Genomic DNA, 19839 nt, shown 5'->3' on the forward strand with positions numbered 1-19839 from the left:
TTAAAGCGATTTTATGAAGCAAATATAGTTCATGGTTTCAAGACCACCGCTCTAGCTCTTACCGAAAGCAGACTTGACCCTGTCGATGATTCCGGTTTTCTTCTTTCTTTCCGTCTGGGTGCCAATCAAAAACCCATAGGGCTTAAGGTCGGGTACATGGTCGCATACGATCTTGACGATTCCGAGCAGCGGAATGGCCAGGATCATTCCTGGAATGCCCCAAAGAGTTTCACCCAGTACAATGACCAGTATCGTAAACAATGGGTTGATGTTTACCTGCTCGCCCACAATCAGTGGTTCCAGAATATAGGTCTGGATAAACTGTACCAGGACATAAACAATGACAACTCCGAGTATCATCTTCGAGTCACCGCCCTGGGCAATCACCGCAAGGAGAGTAACAGATGTGCCTGTTAAATTTCCTACAAACGGGACAATTTCGAGTATACCACACAAAACCGCGAAAAATATAGCGCTTTCCACACCAACAACGCTAAAACCAATGCCGTACATCACCCAAAGAACCGCAATCATAGCACCCAACCCACTCAAATACTGTTGAGCCACTTTGCCGGCCTTATGCACCACTCCATCGGCTTTTGTTCTGTCCTCGCCAGGTACCAGCTTCACAATAAACTTCTTAATGTGAGAGCGGTATAACAGGAAAAGGAACATGTAGACCAATACTAGTACCGTATTTACAAGTATACCCATTACTGTACTCGCAAACCCGGCCATCACGCCGCCTGCAGATCCTCCTGAACCTTTTGCCTGCTGCTTGAGCATATCCTTTTGTTCATTCCGGCTTATACCTACCTGCTCCTGTACCCATCCCTGCAGCTTTGAGAACATCTGTGTGACCCGCTCTTTCATCGCGTCAATATTCTCGGCCAGGCCGTTCAGTTGCCAGGCAAGCAGTCCCGCTACTAATGCAATAGCCAATACGAATAGCAAAATGCACCAAAAAGAAGCTAGCCCTCTTCCCATGCCTTTGCTTTCCAGCCACGTGCAAAATCGGATAAAAAGCATAGAGAATACAGCTGCAAGCGCAACGGGAATCAGAAATTCGGCAGCAAAGTAGAGTCCTGCGAAAGTCAGGAATAAGAAAGCTAATACGTATACACCCCGCTGAAGTTTTTCCATGTAGTTTTAAATGAAAACAACCACTGTAGGCGGAAAGTTTGTATAAAAAAAGGCCGCTGTTAAGCGGCCTGATTCATTATTCGAAGTATTCCTTCATTTTTTCGAAGAAACTCTTATCGTTCTTGCCGGGCTGTGGCTTAAAGTTTGGTGAATCTCGCAAGCGCTCTAAAATCGCCCGCTCCTCAGAATTCAAGGCCTTCGGCGTCCAGATATTGACATGAATGATTTCATCGCCGCGATGGTAAGAGTTTACCTCAGGAATACCCTTGCCTTTCAAGCGGAGCAGTTTACCACTCTGTGTCCCAGGTTCAATCTTGATTTTAGCTTTTCCGTCAATGGTAGGCACTTCAACACTGGCACCTAACGCTGCATCAACAATCGACAGGTGAAGATCATACACAATATTATTTCCTTCACGCTTCAGAAACTCATGCGGTATTTCCTCAATCAGGATGATCAGATCCCCAGGTATGCCACCCTGAGGCGCAGCATTACCTTTTCCGCTCATGCTTAATTGCATACCGTCGCTAACACCGGCAGGAATGTTAATAGAGATCGTTTCTTCGCCTCTAACCGTTCCGTCGCCGTGGCAAGAAGTACATTTTGCCGTAATTTGCTGACCGCTACCGTTGCATGTAGGGCAGGTAGATGTTGTCTGCATTTGACCCAGTATGGTATTGGTCACCCTCCGCACCGCCCCGCTTCCGCCGCAGGTTTTACAGGTGCTTACAGAAGAGCGGTCTTTTGCTCCGGTGCCATCACAGGTTTTACAGCTAACCTGTTTGTTTACCTTAATCTTTTTTTCTGTGCCATTGGCCACCTCTTCGAGGGTCAGCTTAACTTTAATGCGTAGATTGCTGCCTTTTGCAACTCTTCTGCCACCGCGCGATTGCTGACCACCGCCAAAGAAACTTTCAAACGGACTTCCCCCACCACCAAAAATATCGCCGAACTGGCTGAAAATATCTTCCATGTTCATGCCACCGCCGCCGTATCCTCCGCCTGCGGCACCGCCTACACCGGCATGGCCAAACTGGTCATAACGCTGCTTCTTTTCAGGATTGCTAAGCACCTCGTAGGCCTCAGCAGCCTCCTTGAAGTTATCCTCAGCCACCTTATCCCCCGGATTTTTATCCGGATGATATTTTATCGCCAGTTTGCGATAAGCTTTTTTTATTTCATCAGCCGATGCACTCCTGCCAACACCAAGTACATCATAATAATCTCTCTTGCTCATATCTTAACTACCCACTACAACTTTTGCAAAGCGGATAACCTTATCGTTTAAAGTATACCCCTTCTCCAGCTCATCTATAACCTTGCCTTTCATTTCTTCGTTAGGGGCAGGTATTTTAGTTATGGCCTCATGATTATCCGTATCAAAGGTCTCGTTGATGCTAACCATTTCCTTCAAACCTTTCTGTCCAAGCACACTTTTCAACTTCGTGTGTACAAGGGCCAGGCCTTCCCGGATCGAACTGATGTCAGCGGCTGTTTCCATGGCCTTATTTGCCCGGTCAAAATCGTCCAGCACCGGAAGCAAAGAAATAATCACATCCTTACCTGCTGTTTGAAGAAGTTCAATACGCTCCTTTTGAGTACGACGTTTAAAATTATCGAACTCAGCGAACAAGCGTAAATATTTATCATTAAGCGCAGCGTTTTCCTGTTTCAGTTTTTCCTCTGCAGAAAGGGCATCCCCGTCAGTCTGCTGCTCTGTCTGTCCTTCAGATTGCTCTGTCTGAATGTCAGACGTTATAGTTTCTTCACCCAACTGCTCCGTACCCACTTGCTGTTCCTCTCTATTGCTTTCCGTCATCGAATCGTCGTTATTATTTTTATTCTTCTTACCAAACATATTATCGTCGCATTTTCCCAGTGAAGTTCAAAAGTTTTGCCAATGGAAACATGTCAGTCATTTTGTCACGCAAGTTCAGCGTCCTCATGCACCAGGCCGCCCTCACACTTAATGATACGCGAAGGCATGGTACGTATAATGTGATAATCATGGGTGGCCATGATCACCGCAGTACCACTCTGACTGATCTGCTTTAACAAAAGAACAATCTCCTCAGAAGTATCTGGATCAAGGTTTCCCGTAGGCTCGTCCGCCAGAATAATTTCCGGATTGTTAAGCAAAGCCCTGGCAATAACCACACGCTGCTGTTCCCCTCCGGAAATCTCATGCGGCATTTTCCGGATTTTTGACCGTAGGCCTACCTTTTCCAAGACGTCTTTAATACGCTCGTCTATGAGCGCCTTATCCTTCCAGCCCGTCGCTTTCAGTACAAATTCCAGATTCTTTTCTATGGTGCGGTCGGTCAGCAACTGAAAATCCTGAAATACAATGCCCAGCTTCCGGCGCAGATACGGCACATCCTTAATGGCAAGATTCTTCAAGTCGAATCCTGCTACCAAACCATCGCCATTTCCTATGTGAAGGTCGCCGTAAATAATTTTAAGCAAACTACTTTTTCCCGAACCCGTTTGTCCGATCAGAAATACAAACTCGCCCTTGTCAATACTTAAGTTTACATTAGATAGAACCAGGTGCTTTTGCTGGAATACATCTACTTTCCTCAGATTTATAACTGTGTTCCCCATTTTAGATATCTATTTTAACAATCTGCCCGAACGGGAGATCATGTACTACACGCATTATATACTGCAACTTATCGCCCAAGCCAAGTTTGTCTAAAGACTTGTCAGGCCTGTCGACCCTGAAATATGCCAGCAAGGTAAACTTGTCATCTCTTAATTGCACATAATCAGGAATCTTCGCTATACCTTTTACTTTAATCACATACATCCGTTCAAAAATAGCATTATTTATCCAGCGTGCTTAAAAATTCAATGGTATTTATATTATCTGCATAGTCCCAAAGCTTTGGGCGCTGGCTCTGTCCAAACCCAGCCACGCCCGCTTCGAGCTCCATCGGCGCATGGGTCACCACGCATTGCAGGTTATCAGCCTGTTCATTCAATTTATTTCTTAGAACATCAAGATCGTTGTAGCGCTCAAAATACAGCACGCTTAGCGGTGAGGAGAAAGCCTCGTCTTCTTTCAGCAGCAAAAATCCATTATCCAGATGCTGAACCTGGTTCACCAGATATACCGACTTATTATAATCGTAATTGTTTTTGTATTTGTTGTGATCGGCAATGCTGGCAAAGCCCTCCAATGGTATAAAGAAATGGCTCACATCATAGTCCGATGGAATGTATATTTTCGAAACATTGCGGCAGCCCAAACCAAAATAGTCAAATATGTCGTGTCCCAAAGCGGCGATTTGCTCTTCCGTCTCATCTCCGGTAAGCACCGCTACGCTATTGCGGTTCTTTCTGATGATATGCGGCACGCGGCTGAAGTAATATTCAAAATATCTCGCACTGTTATTACTTCCCGTGGCAATTACGGCATCAAAGTCCTTAAGCCGCTCCGTAAATAAGATGCGTTCCGCAAGCAAAGGCTCAATGCGGGTCAGTTCAGAGAGCAGGGCCGGCAGCAATTTGTCGTCCGAAGAAGACAACTTGATGAGTGCAGTATTTCCGGTAGCCAGTACACATAACACATCATGAAAGCCTACAAGGGGAATGTTGCCTGCTAAAATCAGCCCCACCCGCTTTGGTGTTTCGCCGATGCTGATGCTCTCAAGCCAGTGGTGCAGGTCGGTCTCGTTCAGCATGTCAGAAAGCGATTGTAGGGAGCGCCTGACCTCGTCCTCAGTAAACCAATTGTTCACGTGCTTCACAGAGGCGATTAATGTCTCAAAACCCGCATCCGGCTGTAGCATAAACGCCCCAAGTTTTTTAAATGCAATAATTAACCTTTCAGCGTTCAGGATTGGCATAGTCTCAACAAAATTAAAGTTTAAGTGTTATATTTGCACTGCAAAGGTAAGCTTAGCAATAGATATAGAAGAACAATGGCTATTAAAATAACAGACGAGTGTATTAACTGCGGGGCTTGTGAGCCGGAATGCCCCAACAATGCGATTTATGATGCAGGTACAGCCTGGAGGTTTTCTGATGGTACCAATCTGAGCGGCATAATCGACTTTGGTGATACACAGGTAGATGCAGAAGCGCCACAGGAAGCCGGATCTGATGAAGTATATTACATCGTATCAGACAAGTGTACAGAATGCAAAGGTTTCCATGATGAGCCTCAATGCGCAGCCGTATGTCCGGTAGACTGCTGTGTTGATGACGAAGATATCCGTGAAACCGAAGAAGAACTTCTTGCCAAAAAAGCCTGGTTACACCAGGAAGGGTAACTAATCCTCTTTATCCTCGTATTTGTTTGGAACGATCAGGACAGGGCACGCAGATTTACGTGCAACGTGCTCTGCAACGCTGCCCATGAGGAAATGGTATAATCCGGTACGTCCGTAAGTTCCAATAACGATCAGGTCAGAACCATATTCATCCGACTGCTGAATAATACCGTGCGCAGCAGTATCAATCACACTTAAATAGGTTGTCGGTACGCCCTGGCCATACTTGTTTTCTATTTCCTTAAGCAGCAGATGGCTATTCTCTTCACTGTTGTCATAGGTCTCCAGAAATACCGGCGCAAGTGTCAGGTCCGGATTTACATTAGCCGGCACGGGTTCAATGATATTTACAAGTGCTACTTCCGCACCAAAAGTTTTGGCAGTTTCATAGCCCACCCTTGCAGCCTTTTCAGAACAAGTGCTGTTATCCACAGCAATCAGTATTTTTTTAATATTCATCGCGCTTCCAGATTAATTTTCAGCATAAATATAACATTTCTAAGCTTCAAAAGTTTAATTTTAACCACTTGTTAATCATATGGAACAGCACTTTGCAATATGTCGCGTTGCGGTAGCGCCGCTTCGCACCGAGCCGTCCGATAAGGCTGAGATCAGCACACAGCTATTGTTTGGCGACCATGTCGAAATCCTGCAGCAAGCCGAAAAGTGGTGGCAGGTACGTAATGCAGCCGACGAATACATCGGATGGTCAGACTTCAAACAATTCAGCAAGATTACCCTGGAACAGTACCTGGCCAATCACAACAGCCGCTACCTGGCGCCTGCCTCCCTTCAAAACACCATTCAGGCAGAAGATGGAAGCCTATATCACCTATCGCCCGGCAGCAGTCTCCCCCTGTACGATAGCGGTTGCTGTTACCTGGGTGATCAGAAGTTTCAGGTAATGTTTCAACCAAAAATACTTCAGGAAGACGGCACACCTGCTGAAGCTTCAGATATTATCAAAGATGCACAGTTCTTCCTCAACGCCTCTTATCTCTGGGGCGGTAAAAATCTTTTTGGCATAGACTGTTCCGGTCTGGTACAGATCGCATATAGACTTAACGGCATTCAATTGAAAAGAGATGCCTGGCAGCAGGCGGAACAAGGAACCGCGGTGGCGTCTCTCAGCGAAGCCCAGACGAGTGACGTCGCTTTCTTTACCAATGACGAAGGTAGGGTTATACACGTCGGTATCTTATTAGACCAGAATCGCATCATTCATGCCTCGGGCAAGGTTCGCACAGACCAGATTGATCAGGAGGGTATCTATAATCTGGAGTTAGGACGATACACACACAAACTCAGCGACATTAAAAGATACTTATAAATTCTTATATTCGGTATTTAACGCTAAGCCGAATATCATGAAACAACGACTCTTCCTCACCATTTTTCTCGCCGGCGTAATGTTGGGGGCCCTGGCTCAGCGTAAACTCTCGCAGAGCCCCAGCCACAGTAAATTCGCTTATATCTATCAGCTCAGCGCCGATGAAGCTACGCAACTAACCTTGCGGTCAAACCTGCTGGATCTCTCAAATGGCCATGGATCATATACTTACGACCTTGACGACGATGAGGAAGAGGACGACAGAGACCTGATCAATCCCGGTTTTCTGCATACAAAGATCGATTCGATCCGTTATGAAGATATTGAAAGTTACGAACCAAATCTTCCGCCTGGCTACTACCTGCTTGTAAGCGCTGCTAAGAACGGCCTCGACTTTGTTTATTGGCCTGTTCACAATCTACGGCTTAACTTTATCAACCACGGCAATCTTTTAAAATTCGGCGTCACCGACCTTGTGGGACGGCTGATTGATCCTTCAAAACTTCAGTTCAAGGAAGGGCGGTCTGTTAAATACGATGCCCGGGCAAAAACTTTTACTGCCGGAAAGCCACGGGAAAAAAACCTTATCAAAGTGCAGTATGAGGGTTTTACGAATATCTTCCTTGGCCAAACATCTGTACCGAAAAAGCCAGTTAAGACTCGGCCACAAGCAAAAACCAAAGTTAAAAAGACGACACCTGTTGGGGAGACCAATATCTATAAGGGATATATGGTTTTTAACAAACCGAAATACAAGCCATTAGATACCGTAAAATTTAAAGCTTATTTGCTGAGTGGAAAAGGCAAAGACCTTAAAGGCAAGCCGCTACGGGCTGAGCTTACCCAGGAATACTATGGCAAAGCCCCAGCCGGTAAGGTAATCGGCATGATTGCGCCGTACCGCAATGGCGCTTATGAATATAGTTTTGTGCTGGCCGACAGCCTGCAGCCTCGTCTCGACAACCGCTACCATATCGTACTCCGGGAAGAAGTGAAAGGCAAATGGGTTAAAGCATATTCCGGAGCTTTCTATTATGAAGACTATGAACTTAAGTCAGTAAATTTCTCCGTACGCACAAACAAATCCGTTTATAGTCCCGGTAGCCCTGTAGTGGCTTACCTAAAGGCCGTCGACGAAAATGAACTGGCTGTGCCCGATGGACGGGTTAAAATTCAGGTCTTAAGCAGTTACGCCGAAAAGTATGGAGCCAGCCATTTATTTATTAAGGATACTTTGTGGACTACCGAGCTTGCGATGGATCCCGTTGGGGAAACCAAACTGGTGATTCCAGACAGCATATTTCCGAAGGCTAACCTGAGCGTTCAGCTCCAATTTCAATTCTTGAACAGCAATAACGAGAAGCGTGAGGCGTCAAAATATGTTCGGTACGTTGCTGCCGACCCACAATACAAGGGCAGGCTTGTCAACGACAGTTTGTTAATCGAATACCTGCTAAACGATTGTGTTACCAGACAAGCCGTACGGCTTTACACCGACTATGTCGACCGCAAAGGAACTGAACCGGTCCTTGTGCAGCTTCCGCTAAAGATAAAGCTCAATCCACAGGTGGAGCAGTACGTTATCCGGAGCACTGAAAGTTCCGCTTACGCGGAACCTCTTGCACGGATATCCCTGCAACAACTGTATCCTGCCATAAACCTTGAGGCCAATCAAACGAAAGACTCCTTAACGGTCGCGGTGTCAAATCCGCATAAAGTGCCCTTCTGGTATACAGCATATACAGGCAAATCGGTCTTGTTCAGTGGTTATGGTAGTGGCTTAGACACCGCGCTGCGTTTGCCGTCCGACAAAATTGCTACCGTTAATATCAGTTATGTTTGGGGGGGCTTGGTGCATACCGATCAGGCAGAAGCAGGATTTAATCAAGATCGGATCAATGTTAAGCTCGACGCCCCGCGCATGGTATATCCCGGACAGGAAGTAAATATGCAGGTTAACCTTACCGATTATCTGGGGAGGCCGGTTCCGCAAACAGATGTGACCGCCCTGGCCTATACCACCAAGTTCGGATTTAACAGTTTACCTGCCCTGCCAGGCTTTCATACAGATAAGCCCTTGAAGTCTTATCCGCCTACGAAATCACTTATGCTATTCGGTGCCGAAGGGGAAGCCGCGTTAGACTGGGAAAAGCTGGGTAAACAACTACAGTTGGACACTGCCCAGTATTTCAGATTTGTAAACACTAAAGACAGGTACCTGATTGAAGAAGACTATGCAGACAGCATGGCGGTAGTAGCTCCATTCGCCGTGGCAAACGGAGCCATCCAGCCGGCGCATATTGTTTACATCGACGAAATACCGGTGTTTTTCAGCCAGACCAACCAGCTCCAGCGGTACGCGTTCCGTGTAAAACCAGGCAGACATAGCATCAGAATCCGTACGCTCAACCGCACCATTGCCGACGATAATGTTACCTTGAAAGCCGGTAAGAAAACCATTATCAGTTTTTCAGCTGACACCACAAACCAAGAGGCGAGGGTCGTTAGCCGCCTAAATACGCTAACTGACAATGAGGCCGCAGAACTGATGCGATATATGGTTCGCGTACACGATAACTTCAGGGGCCGGAAAACCATCATTTCTGCCGATGGGATGGAGACCTCCTATTATACGCAATTGTCGCCCGGAGTACCTCCCGACAAGCTCCTGGGGCCTTACCGGGGGTTGAACATGGACATCCGGTCAGACAGTTCCAGTTATGCCTTTTCGCGAGAGTGGGGGTATACCTATACATTCAAACCCGGACTCATCAAACAGAAGTCGTACGGAAGCACATTTGGTTTCGAACCGGAGCTAAACAGAGTCCCGGCTCCCGCTTTCGCTTCCGACTATAAGCAATATCCGTTGCGGAAAGGTGATGTAGATAGCATATGGAACGAGCTGCTCAATCAGCGTAGCTGTGTAAGTCCTTTTTTCCAAACATTCAGTTTCGAAAATGTACCTAGAACGGCACGGTTGCTGATGAATCTCGATTCTTCCGTAACAAAAGGGCGCCCTTACGTCAAAAACCTGCTTATTTACCAGCCGGGTAACCCTGACTTTATTCAGAATGTGCCTGGCAACTATATAAATGACGTGATGCATTTACCCGCCGGCCGTTACAACGCTGTGTATATCTTCCAGGACAACAGCTTCTTTGAGGCAAAAGATATCGATGTGCCCGGGCATGGAACCAGCTATCGCCTTTGGAATAACCAACTGGTTATTCCGCAAAACGAACTGACCAGCGCTATCGATTCCCTATTTAAAACCGCGTCATTTTATGAAGATCGTTATAGTACTGTTGAATTACAGCAGCGTATCTTAGGTCTGCTATACGCGAAAGACTTGCCCGCTTCAGCGGTAAACTACACCATTAAAGGCCGGGTGCTCGACGCAGATACGAAACTTCCGTTAGCAGATGCAGGAGTACAGCTCTTTGGTATAGGCGCATCCGTTAAAGCCGATCAATCAGGATATTTTACACTGAAAGGGCCAAATAAAGGGCACCTCTTATTTACACATACGGGTTATCTAACAAAATATTTCCCTATACGCGCCGACTCCGCTATGGTTATTCTGCTAAAAGAAGTCAGGAATGGAATGAATGAGGTTGTCGTCCGGGGTTACACTAAGCGATCCCGTGAGCAAACAACAGGCTCATCCTATACCGTATCAGGCGCTGAGATAGGGGCCCCTGGCCTTAAAGGATCTGTGGGTGTCCGGGGACTCAATGTCGTATCGCCGCCTCCCGCGGGGCTGCCGGGAAACTCGCTCATTATAGTCAACAATCTTCCTTATCAGGGCCGGGTTGAAGACATACCAGCAGAAAGCATTGCCACGCTAAATGTGTTGAGAGGTGCTGAAGCAACGACCATTTACGGTAGCGCGGGTAAGAATGGCGTTATTCTAATCACCACCGTGCCTGGAGCTAGCCTTCCTGGGATGGCAAATACCCTTGAGCCACAGAAACCGACCCTTCGTACAAGGTTCTCCGACTATGCTTTTTGGCAACCAAGGCTGCTAACTGATGATAGGGGTATTGCACGTTTCAAAGTGCGTTTCCCAGATGATATCACCAGTTGGTCAGCGCAAGTTATCGCGATTAATGGAAGGAAGCAGAGCGGAATGGCAACAGAAACCATCAAATCCTTTAAATCGTTGAGCGCTAATCTCGTATCACCGTCTTTTGCCGTTTCAGGTGACAGCCTCAGCATGATAGGTAAGTTGATGAATTACAACAGCTTCACTGAACAGGTTCAGCGCAGGTTTAGCTACAACGGCAATCCGTTAATGGAAGGAAATGTGGATCTTAAAAACGCCTGGCTCGACACCGTCAAAATTGTTGCGCAAATGGGAATGCAGCGCAGTCACCCTATTGCCGCCGACAGTCTCAGTTTCGAGTACAGCATGCAGCAGGAAAACGGATACTTCGACGGGGAACTCAGGAAAATACCTTTGTTGCCTAAGGGAACCACGGAAACCAGCGGTGTTTTTGATGTGCTTAACCGTGACACCTCAGTAAGCTACACTTTCGACGCTGGTCTGGGTAAAATCACCCTGCGTGCAGAGGCCTCCGTTTTTCCCGTGCTGCTCGACGAGATCGATAAACTTCGCAATTATGAGTATCTGTGCAACGAACAGATGGCTTCCAAACTGAAAGCATTGCTGCTCGAAAAAGCCGTGCGCAAGTATTTGGGCGAGACGTTTAGGGAAGATCCGAACATCAGCATGCTGCTTAAAAAACTTCATGAGAACAAGAAGCCTCAGGGAACCTGGGGCTGGTGGAGAGACAGCCAGGAAGAAATATGGATCAGTCTCCATGTCGTTGAAGCATTGCTCATGGCAGAAAAAGCCGGTTACCCCATACAGCTCGACAGGATGGCGCTATATGCGTATTTCCAGAATACCATCGAAACAAAGCCCATCTTCCAACAGATTCAGATCCTGAAGCTCATGATGATGCTCGACAACAAGCCTTATACAGCAGAATTTATATCGCGGGCCGACAAGCAGGTCAGCAAACGCTCGATTCCTTTGCAGGAGGCCCTGGAGCTTATGTTGCTTAAACAGAAAGCCGGACTCGATATAGATATCAAATGGCTCCTTAATCGCAAAAAGCAAACCATGTTCGGTGCAAGTTACTGGGGCAGCTCAGATTATGCCTTCTGGGACAACAGCATACAGAATACCCTGCTGGCCTACCGAATATTGAAAGGCCAGGATGGCTACGCGCAAGAACTCGACCGCATCATCCGGTACTTTCTGGAGCAGCGTAAAGAGGGGCAGTGGCGCAACACCTATGAATCGTCGCTCATTCTGGAAACGATTCTGCCCGACCTTATGATGGGCGGCCAAAAGCCTGTACCTCCGGCCATCGTGCTGAATAAAACAGAGACAGTGAATGTGTTCCCTTATACGAAGACGTTCGAAGCGTCCAAGCTAACAGTCGACCATAAAGGAACCACACCAGTTTACCTTACGGCTTTCCAGCAGTTCAATAATCCGGATCCCGACAAGCGCAGTAAAGACTTTACCGTAAATACCTCGATGCTGCAAGGGGGGACAGTGGTGAAAAGTCTCAAGGCCGGAACTTCCACTACATTAAGGGTAGAAGTAGAGGTACGTGCAGATGCCGATTATGTCATGATCGAAGTACCCATTCCTGCCGGATGCTCTTATGAAAGCAAACCCCAAAATTATTGGGGTGCAGAAACACATCGGGAGTATTTCAAGCATAAGACCTCGATCTTCTGCACAAAGCTTCGCCAGGGAAAATACACCTTTAACATTCAACTCCTGCCAAGGTATTCCGGAGTTTACACGCTCAACCCAGCAAAGGCCGAGATGATGTACTTTCCTGTCTTTTACGGAAGGGAAGGCATGAAGAAAGTGAGTATTCAATAAAGAAGTTTAGCGGCGACCGGTAAACGCCCAGGTCATCACCTGCCGGTCGTCGCCCGTTGAGATCAGAAATTTGCCATCCGGAGTCCACAGGAGCTTGTTCACAGAGTGCTTGTGGCCTTCTGTGTCCTTTTCCAGACTTAAGATCTTGTAAAGCCTGAAATCCTGACCGCTCCACAATTTAATGCTCTTATCCTGGCTGCAGGTAGCAAATACCGGAAGGTCCGGATGAAACACAATACTGTATACGGCGAACATATGTGCGGCGACCGTCTGTACCTCACGATACTCAGGAAGGCTCCAGATCTTTAAGCGGGCATCCCTGCTTCCCGAAATCAGGTAAGTTCCATCTGGGGCATATGAGAGGGCCGTGATGGCATATTCATGCGCCTTTATCTCCTGTTGAAGTCCGTAGTCGAAAGAATTGTATACCCTGATCACACCGTCTTTACAGCCCAGCGCCAGTTCCTTTTCATCTCTGCTCAGCGCAATCACGCGTACGGTATTGTCAAGCACCTTAAACTCGTAGACCAGGCTAAAGTCATTAATCGACCAAACCGCCACCGTGCCGTCTTCACCGGTGCTCAGCAATTCGTTTTTAGAACGGATTACCCGAAGATCAAAGACTGCTTTCTGATGATGCGCCAGACGCGCAATGATCTTTTCTTGCTCTAGATCCAACACCAGGATCAGCCCATTTTTTTGAGCGATGAAGAGCGTATCCTCATGCCTGCACATGGCATATACCGAACTTTGCAGCGGAACCAGTACTTTAATGAAAGCCAGCTCGGTGAGCGACCACTTTACGACACCTTTGTCGTTACCGGCGCTGTAAAACGTACCAGCTTCCACACCATCGGCCAGCGTGTATACCGGGTTCTGGTGGCCGCCGAAGGTATGATGGTGGGTTAGCATATTTATTTATGACGTCCTTCCAGGTTAAGCCCCAGGTCGGCCAAAGTTTTTCCTTTTTCCCGGAGCAGTACCAGCAGGTGAAAGATCAGGTCAGAACTCTCATTGATAAAGTCCGAGTCTGTTTCCGCAAGTGCAGCAATCACCGTTTCCACACCTTCTTCGCCCACTTTCTGGGCAATCTTATTTAAGCCTTTGTTGCGCAGCTTATTTACATAAGACTCAGCAGAAGGGTTTTCGTACCTGTCGGCAATGATTTGTTCCAGCTTAAAGATGAAGTTATGGTTATAGTCCGTTTTAAAACAGCTGCGTGAGCCCGTATGGCAGGTCGGGCCTACAGGGCTAACCTTAATCAGCAGGGTATCGTTATCGCAGTCTATATGCGTTTCTTTCACAAACAGGAAATTGCCGCTTTCCTCGCCTTTGGTCCACAACCGCTTCTTGCTGCGGGAAAAGAAAGTGACTTTACCCTCCGCCTGCGTCTTATCCCATGCTTCCTGGTTCATATAACCCAGCATGAGCACTTCAAGTGTCTTTTCATCCTGTATAATCACCGGAACCATGCCGCCGGTCTTTTCAAAATCTATCTTCATTACAGCCTTACAGGTATGTTGTGTTTCTTTAGTTCTTTCTTTAATTCCGGAATAGGTATCTCACCAAAATGAAATACAGATGCCGCAAGCGCAGCATCAACGCCAGTTTTCTGGAACACCTCTGTAAAATGTTCCATCTTGCCGGCTCCGCCCGAAGCAATAACCGGAATGTTTATTGAACGCGATATTTTATCGAGCAGCGGACAGTCAAATCCGTTCTTCGTGCCGTCATGATCCATCGAAGTCAGTAGAATCTCGCCCGCACCCAGGCTTTCCGCCTCAATAATCCAGTCTTCCGTTTGCAGCTCCGTAATCAATCTGCCTCCGTTCAGGTGTACCATGTTCCGGCCGTCAACCAGCTTAGTGTCTACGGCAACCACCACAAACTGTACACCGAAAGCATTTGCCAGTTCTGCAATCAGCGAAGGATCCCTGACCGCCGCAGAATTAATGCTGATCTTGTCGGCCCCCGAATTCAGCAGGGCCTCAGCATCAGCAACGGAAGTAATCCCTCCGCCTATGGTAAACGGAATATTCAGTTGCCTGGCTACCGCCTTCACCATCTCAATGGTCGTACCCCGGCGTTCATGTGTAGCCGTAATGTCCAGGAATACCAGTTCATCAGCACCCTGCTGCGCGTATTGCCAGGCCAATTCCACAGGGTCACCGGCATCCTTCAGGTCAACAAAATTAACGCCTTTTACAGTACGGCCGTCCTTAACATCCAGGCAGGGAATAATGCGTTTGCTTAACATGCTTTCTACTAATGCCTGTCTCTACAAGGAGGTCATCTGTTTCAGGTTCCATTGCTTAATCTCCTCAATAGAGATGCGATTTTCGTAGATGGCTTTACCCACCACTACCGAGCGGATATCCAGCTTAGCCAGTTCTTCAATATCCGCCATGGAACTGATTCCGCCAGATGCGATCAGCTTGATAAAAGGAGAGTGGTCGAGCAGTTTTCTGTACAGATCTACCGCCGCACCGCCAAGCTTGCCGTCTTTATTGATGTCCGTGCACAAAAATCTGAAAAAGCCCAACTGCAGGCACTTATCCACATAGTCCATCAGCTTGATTGGCGAGCTTTCCATCCAGCCGCTATACTTGATCACCTCATCAAGCACATCAATAGCGATCACGATGCGGTTTGCATAGTCATATTTCTTGCCCACTTCCGTGCTCAGTTCTTTCAGAAAGTTAGGATTGGTAATGGCCTGCGTACCCACGATCACCCGGTGTATTCCGGCATCAAGCAAGTCTGTCACCTGCTGTATGGTACGTATACCCCCCCCATACTGCACCCGCATGTCCGTTTTCTTAATGATATCAAATAAAGTCTTTTGATTGCTGAAATCGCCTTTGGCGCCATTCAGGTCAATGATGTGTATAAACTCGGTACCGTTAGAGCGGTACGTATTAATCATGTCTTCTATCGAAACATCATACACTGTTTTCTGATCGTAGTCGCCCTCTCTTAGCCGGACCACCTTTCCGTCCAGTATATCAATTGCAGGAATTATATACATTTTAGTGTTTTAAGTTTAAAATTTACAGCCGCTCCGGGCATTCTAATTTTGAAAAGTTCTTCAATAAACGTTCGCCGGCTGCCCCGGATTTTTCAGGATGAAACTGCACCCCGTAAAAGTTATCTTTCTGCACCCCCGCAGAGAAAGGCAGGCCATACTCCGCTGTAGCGATGTCAAAAATAGGGTTATATTCAATAAAGTACGAATGCACAAAATAAAATTGTGCATCAGGCGCAATGCCCTCAAACAGCGAATTGTTATGGTGGGCAACGTTATTCCAGCCCATATGCGGAATCTTAATGCCTTTTTCACGGTCAAACAAACGCGTTCTTACCGGAACCACAGCCATCATATCAGCATCCCCCTCTTCAGAGTGGGCGGTGAGCAGTTGCATGCCAACGCAAATACCCAGAACAGGCTTTTTTAATGCCTTAAGCGGCTTAATCAGTCCCGTTTGCTCCAGCTTCTTCATTGCGGCGCCGGCATGGCCCACACCAGGAATAATAATGTGCGTATACTTTTCCAGATCAGCTTCCTCATTCACCATCCCGTAGGCAATCCCTTGTCGTTCCAGTGCCGAAGTCAGGGAAAAGATATTTCCCGCACCATAGTTTACAATCCCGATCATATCGTTAGTCAATACACAAAGATAAGCAATTATAATACCCCTTTTGTACTTGGCAGTATCAGCTTCTCAGGATCCCGCTTTATCGCCATTTTAATGGCTTTTGCAAAGGCCTTGAAAATCGCCTCTATCTTATGATGCTCATTCTCACCCTCAGCTTTAATATTCAGGTTACACTTTGCCGCATCGGTAAACGATTTGAAGAAATGATAGAACATCTCCGTCGGCATATCGCCGACCTTTTCCCGTTTAAATTCCGCATCCCATACAATCCATGGACGCCCCCCGAAATCAATCGCCGCCTGGGCCAGACAATCGTCCATCGGCAAACAGAATCCGTATCTTTCCAGGCCGAGTTTATTGCCAATGGCTTTTGCAAAAGCCTCACCCAGTGCAATACCCGTGTCTTCTATCGTATGGTGCTCGTCGATGTGCAGGTCGCCCTCCGTTTTAATGCTCAGGTCTACACTGCCGTGACGGGCAATCTGATCCAGCATATGATCAAAGAAATGCAGACCGGTAGAAACTTCCGCTTTTCCGGTACCGTCAAGATCAATAGCGATGGCTATTTTCGTCTCATTGGTATTACGCTCATGCTTTACCCGCCGGCTTCCCGCTTTCAGCATCGTGTAAATATCTTCCCATTTTTGCGTTTCCAGGGAAATATGCGCGCCCAGGGACTCCGCTTTCTCCAGCATCTCGCCCGATCCTAGGGCGTCATTATTACGCAGCCATATCGCTTTTGCGCCAAGGTTCTTCGCCAGGATCACATCATTGAGCCTGTCGCCAATCACATAAGAATTCGGCAGGTCAAAACCCTCGCCCAGAAAATGCTGCAGCAAACCCGTGTTCGGCTTGCGCGTAATTGCGTTCTCATTCGCAAAGGTCTTGTCAATAATCACCTCACTGAATACTACGCCTTCGCCCGCAAAGGTGTCCATGATGAAATTATGCACCGGCCAGAAATTCTCCTCCGGATGTGAATCCGTTCCTAAACCATCCTGATTGGTCACCATCACCAGCGTGTAGTCAAGCTCTGCCGCAATCCTCGACAGGTAATACAAAGCCCGCGGATAAAATTCCAGCTTGGCAAATGAGTCAATCTGCTCATCTTCCGGTTCTTTGATCAGCGTGCCGTCACGGTCTATAAAGAGTACTTTTTTCATGTTAAATATCTTTTAGCGCTGCCAGCAGCGTTTTGTTCTCTTCCGGTGTCCCAATCGTAATCCTCAGGCAGCCCTCGCAAAGTGTTACCTTAGAGCGATCGCGGATAATAATCCCCTGATCTACCAGCGCATTATATGTTCCGGTCGCATCCTTAACTTTAGCCAGTATAAAATTAGCATCTGAAGGATAAACATTAAGCACGCTGTCCAGCTCCTGCAAGTCCGCAATCAGTTGCTCCCGGTCGGCCACCGTAACCCTGATCCATTCATTCACCTGTTCAATGTTTTTCAGCGCATTTAAGGCAATGTCCTGAGTAGCTTGATTGATGTTGTACGGAGGCTTCACCTTGTTAAAAATATCGATCACCTGTCTCGATGCAAAAGCCATTCCCAGCCGCAAAGCCGCAAGTCCCCACGCCTTTGAGAAGGTCTGGAGCACAACCAGGTTCGGGTATTCCGTCAGCTCCTGGATAAAACTGCGCTGCTTGGCGTAATTGATATAAGCCTCGTCGATTACCACAAGACCCTTAAAATTAGCCAGTATGGTTTCGATATCTGTACGGATGATTGAATTACCCGTCGGATTGTTTGGTGAGCAGATAAAGATCACTTTCGTATGCTCATCGATCGCTTCTGCAATGCCGTCAAGGTCCAGTTGAAACTGGGGCGTAAGGTTCACCCGGCGCACCTCCACATTGTTGATGCCTGCCGAAACCTCATACATGCCGTAAGTTGGGGGGAGGATGATCACATTGTCCACCCCAGGCTCGCAAAAAGCCCGGTAAAGAAGGTCTATCGCCTCGTCACTTCCGTTGCCCAGGAAAGTATTCTCAATCGGCACCCCTTTAATCTTGCTGATCGCATCCTTCAAATCCAGTTGCAGGGGATCAGGATAACGGTTGTAGTCCTTTTGCAAAGCACTGCTCAGCTCACCGTTCAGCGGTGAACCAAAGCTGTTTTCATTGGCGTCCAGAAATACACTGGCCTGGCCCTTGTATTCGTCCCTCGCCGTAGAGTAAGGCTTCAGGTTCTTTATGTTTTCTCTCTGTAAACTCGTTATGTCCATGGTTAAATGTCTTTTAATCGTATGCTCACCGCGTTTCTGTGCGCCTGCAGGCCTTCAGCCTCCGCAAGTGTCTCTACGGTTTGCCCAATCTGCCCCAGTCCCTGCCGGTCGATATACTGAAAAGTGATTTTCTTAACGAAAGCGTCGAGTGATACCCCTGAGTATGCTTTTGCAAAGCCGCTTGTCGGAAGCGTATGGTTAGTTCCCGAAGCATAGTCGCCCGCGCTCTCCGGCGTCAGGTTGCCCAGAAATACCGAACCCGCATTGCGGATCAGCGGCAGCAGTTTCTCATACTTTTCTGAAGCCACAATGAGGTGTTCCGGCGCGTACACATTGCTGAATTCCATACCCTGTTCGAGGCTATCGACCAGTACGGCATACGAGTTGGCAATCGCTTTAGCGGTTACATCCCTCCTTGGTAAGACGGCCAGCTGCGCCTCCAGTTCCTTCATTGTCTCGTCTAGTATGGAACTTGAGGTAGCCACCAAAATTGACTGAGAATCAGTACCATGCTCTGCCTGTGCAAGCAGGTCGGATGCTAAGTATGACGGATTGGCAGTCTCATCCGCAAGTACCAAAACCTCCGATGGACCAGCAGGCATATCAATCGCAGTTCCGGCGGCCGACTGTACCAATTGTTTAGCCTGAGTCACATAGCGATTGCCCGGCCCGAAGATCTTGTAAACCTGGGGTACAGTCTCCGTACCGAAGGCCATCGCTGCTACAGCCTGCGCGCCGCCGATGAGGTATATTCGCTCAATACCGAGCTTCATCGCCACATAGGCCACATAGCAGTTCGTCTTGCCATCCTTTTGCGGAGGAGAACATACCACAATCTCCCGGCAGCCTGCCAGCGTTGCCGGAACGCCTAGCATCAGGAAAGTACTCGGCAGTACAGCCGATCCGCCCGGGACGTACAAACCAACACGATCTATCGCTCGGCTTTCCCTCCAGCAGGTTATCCCGGGCATCGTGTCAATCTTCTCCTCGCGGCAAGCCTGTGCAGCGTGAAATGCCCGGATGTTTTCGTAAGCGATATCGATAGCCCGTTTGCCCTCTGCGGGAATAGAAGCTGCTATCATTTCAAGCTCTTCAGGACCCAACCAAAGACGCTCCATTTCCACCCTGTCAAACTGTTTGGCATAGTCGAACAAGGCCGTGTCACCTTCCACTTTTACCCGCTTTACAATAGTTTCAACCTGTTGCTGTATACTGGCATCGTCTTCAAGCTGGCGTAGGCAAATCGATTCAATTTCCTCTTTAGATAAATCAGTATATCTGTAGATTTTCAATGAT

Annotated in this window: 18 protein-coding genes; 3 read left to right on the top strand and 15 right to left on the bottom strand. The window is 47.6% G+C overall.

Translation table 11 applies throughout. From position 1 onward, the window contains the following. Positions 1-51: 51 nt before the first annotated feature. From QEP07_RS15000 to QEP07_RS15025, 6 genes are all read right to left on the bottom strand, one after another. Positions 52-1143: an AI-2E family transporter gene (locus QEP07_RS15000; RefSeq protein WP_285010954.1), complete on the bottom strand. Its 1092-nt coding sequence runs from the start codon at positions 1141-1143 to the stop codon at positions 52-54. Positions 1144-1219: 76 nt separating this feature from the next. Beyond that, entirely contained in the window at positions 1220-2380 is a 1161-nt protein-coding gene (gene dnaJ / locus QEP07_RS15005; protein WP_256007387.1) for a molecular chaperone DnaJ, read from the bottom strand. Between the two features lie 3 nt (positions 2381-2383). After that, entirely contained in the window at positions 2384-2962 is a 579-nt protein-coding gene (locus tag QEP07_RS15010; RefSeq protein ID WP_285010955.1) for a nucleotide exchange factor GrpE, read from the bottom strand. Between the two features lie 104 nt (positions 2963-3066). Then, a complete protein-coding gene (locus tag QEP07_RS15015; protein WP_256007389.1) occupies positions 3067-3747 on the bottom strand; it encodes a cell division ATP-binding protein FtsE in 681 nt (226 codons plus the stop codon). Position 3748: 1 nt separating this feature from the next. Further along, positions 3749-3952 (bottom strand): fructose-6-phosphate aldolase, encoded by a 204-nt coding sequence (locus QEP07_RS15020; protein ID WP_256007390.1) that lies wholly within the window; start codon positions 3950-3952, stop codon positions 3749-3751. Between the two features lie 16 nt (positions 3953-3968). After that, complete coding sequence (locus tag QEP07_RS15025; protein WP_285010957.1) at positions 3969-4994, bottom strand: acyl-CoA reductase; 1026 nt, start codon at positions 4992-4994, stop codon at positions 3969-3971. A 75-nt stretch (positions 4995-5069) separates the two neighbouring features. Between QEP07_RS15025 and QEP07_RS15030 the strand changes: the two genes are divergently transcribed. Next, a complete protein-coding gene (locus QEP07_RS15030; RefSeq protein ID WP_256007392.1) occupies positions 5070-5420 on the top strand; it encodes a 4Fe-4S dicluster domain-containing protein in 351 nt (116 codons plus the stop codon). Here QEP07_RS15030 and QEP07_RS15035 read toward each other — a convergent pair whose 3' ends face one another. Then, complete coding sequence (locus QEP07_RS15035) at positions 5421-5879, bottom strand: universal stress protein (protein WP_285010959.1); 459 nt, start codon at positions 5877-5879, stop codon at positions 5421-5423. 79 nt (positions 5880-5958) lie between these two features. On the opposite strand from QEP07_RS15035, the gene QEP07_RS15040 reads away from it, so the two are divergent. Continuing rightward, the gene (locus QEP07_RS15040; protein ID WP_285010961.1) at positions 5959-6750 is read left to right on the top strand and encodes a C40 family peptidase; all 792 of its coding nucleotides are present in this window, start codon (positions 5959-5961) and stop codon (positions 6748-6750) included. Between the two features lie 37 nt (positions 6751-6787). After that, positions 6788-12658: an alpha-2-macroglobulin family protein gene (locus tag QEP07_RS15045; RefSeq protein WP_285010962.1), complete on the top strand. Its 5871-nt coding sequence runs from the start codon at positions 6788-6790 to the stop codon at positions 12656-12658. 6 nt (positions 12659-12664) lie between these two features. Here the strand turns inward: QEP07_RS15045 and QEP07_RS15050 are convergent, their stop codons facing one another. From QEP07_RS15050 to hisD, 8 genes are read right to left on the bottom strand one after another with little or no spacing between them, the layout of a single operon-like run. Then, positions 12665-13570, bottom strand: a complete 906-nt coding sequence (locus tag QEP07_RS15050) for a WD40 repeat domain-containing protein (protein WP_285010964.1) — start codon at positions 13568-13570, stop codon at positions 12665-12667. Positions 13571-13572: 2 nt separating this feature from the next. Then, entirely contained in the window at positions 13573-14160 is a 588-nt protein-coding gene (hisIE, locus tag QEP07_RS15055; RefSeq protein WP_285010966.1) for a bifunctional phosphoribosyl-AMP cyclohydrolase/phosphoribosyl-ATP diphosphatase HisIE, read from the bottom strand. Further along, positions 14160-14915: an imidazole glycerol phosphate synthase subunit HisF gene (gene hisF / locus QEP07_RS15060; RefSeq protein WP_285010968.1), complete on the bottom strand. Its 756-nt coding sequence runs from the start codon at positions 14913-14915 to the stop codon at positions 14160-14162. Before hisF ends, hisIE begins: the two co-directional genes overlap by 1 nt. A gap of 21 nt (positions 14916-14936) precedes the next feature. After that, complete coding sequence (gene hisA, locus QEP07_RS15065) at positions 14937-15686, bottom strand: 1-(5-phosphoribosyl)-5-[(5-phosphoribosylamino)methylideneamino]imidazole-4-carboxamide isomerase (protein WP_256007399.1); 750 nt, start codon at positions 15684-15686, stop codon at positions 14937-14939. Positions 15687-15708: 22 nt separating this feature from the next. After that, positions 15709-16314: an imidazole glycerol phosphate synthase subunit HisH gene (hisH, locus tag QEP07_RS15070; protein WP_285010970.1), complete on the bottom strand. Its 606-nt coding sequence runs from the start codon at positions 16312-16314 to the stop codon at positions 15709-15711. 29 nt (positions 16315-16343) lie between these two features. Further along, complete coding sequence (hisB, locus tag QEP07_RS15075) at positions 16344-17477, bottom strand: bifunctional histidinol-phosphatase/imidazoleglycerol-phosphate dehydratase HisB (protein ID WP_285010972.1); 1134 nt, start codon at positions 17475-17477, stop codon at positions 16344-16346. A gap of 1 nt (position 17478) precedes the next feature. Continuing rightward, a complete protein-coding gene (hisC, locus tag QEP07_RS15080) occupies positions 17479-18543 on the bottom strand; it encodes a histidinol-phosphate transaminase (protein WP_285010974.1) in 1065 nt (354 codons plus the stop codon). Positions 18544-18545: 2 nt separating this feature from the next. Continuing rightward, on the bottom strand, positions 18546-19835 hold the full coding sequence (hisD, locus tag QEP07_RS15085; protein ID WP_285010976.1) for a histidinol dehydrogenase: 1290 nt from the start codon (positions 19833-19835) through the stop codon (positions 18546-18548). Between the last annotated feature and the right edge of the window lie 4 nt (positions 19836-19839).

The organism is Pedobacter faecalis, assembly GCF_030182585.1.
GTDB classification, from domain to species: domain Bacteria; phylum Bacteroidota; class Bacteroidia; order Sphingobacteriales; family Sphingobacteriaceae; genus Pedobacter; species Pedobacter faecalis.

Coding starts and splice junctions, on each gene's coding strand:
- QEP07_RS15000 (WP_285010954.1), bottom strand. CDS start 1,143: ATGGAAAAACTTCAGCGGGGTGTATACGTATTAGCTTTCTTATTCCTG.
- hisIE (WP_285010966.1), bottom strand. CDS start 14,160: ATGAAGATAGATTTTGAAAAGACCGGCGGCATGGTTCCGGTGATTATA.
- QEP07_RS15040 (WP_285010961.1), top strand. CDS start 5,959: ATGGAACAGCACTTTGCAATATGTCGCGTTGCGGTAGCGCCGCTTCGC.
- QEP07_RS15030 (WP_256007392.1), top strand. CDS start 5,070: ATGGCTATTAAAATAACAGACGAGTGTATTAACTGCGGGGCTTGTGAG.
- hisH (WP_285010970.1), bottom strand. CDS start 16,314: ATGATCGGGATTGTAAACTATGGTGCGGGAAATATCTTTTCCCTGACT.
- hisA (WP_256007399.1), bottom strand. CDS start 15,686: ATGTATATAATTCCTGCAATTGATATACTGGACGGAAAGGTGGTCCGG.
- QEP07_RS15050 (WP_285010964.1), bottom strand. CDS start 13,570: ATGCTAACCCACCATCATACCTTCGGCGGCCACCAGAACCCGGTATAC.
- hisF (WP_285010968.1), bottom strand. CDS start 14,915: ATGTTAAGCAAACGCATTATTCCCTGCCTGGATGTTAAGGACGGCCGT.
- QEP07_RS15020 (WP_256007390.1), bottom strand. CDS start 3,952: ATGTATGTGATTAAAGTAAAAGGTATAGCGAAGATTCCTGATTATGTG.
- QEP07_RS15010 (WP_285010955.1), bottom strand. CDS start 2,962: ATGACGGAAAGCAATAGAGAGGAACAGCAAGTGGGTACGGAGCAGTTG.
- hisB (WP_285010972.1), bottom strand. CDS start 17,477: ATGAAAAAAGTACTCTTTATAGACCGTGACGGCACGCTGATCAAAGAA.
- QEP07_RS15015 (WP_256007389.1), bottom strand. CDS start 3,747: ATGGGGAACACAGTTATAAATCTGAGGAAAGTAGATGTATTCCAGCAA.
- QEP07_RS15045 (WP_285010962.1), top strand. CDS start 6,788: ATGAAACAACGACTCTTCCTCACCATTTTTCTCGCCGGCGTAATGTTG.
- hisC (WP_285010974.1), bottom strand. CDS start 18,543: ATGGACATAACGAGTTTACAGAGAGAAAACATAAAGAACCTGAAGCCT.
- dnaJ (WP_256007387.1), bottom strand. CDS start 2,380: ATGAGCAAGAGAGATTATTATGATGTACTTGGTGTTGGCAGGAGTGCA.
- QEP07_RS15035 (WP_285010959.1), bottom strand. CDS start 5,879: ATGAATATTAAAAAAATACTGATTGCTGTGGATAACAGCACTTGTTCT.
- QEP07_RS15025 (WP_285010957.1), bottom strand. CDS start 4,994: ATGCCAATCCTGAACGCTGAAAGGTTAATTATTGCATTTAAAAAACTT.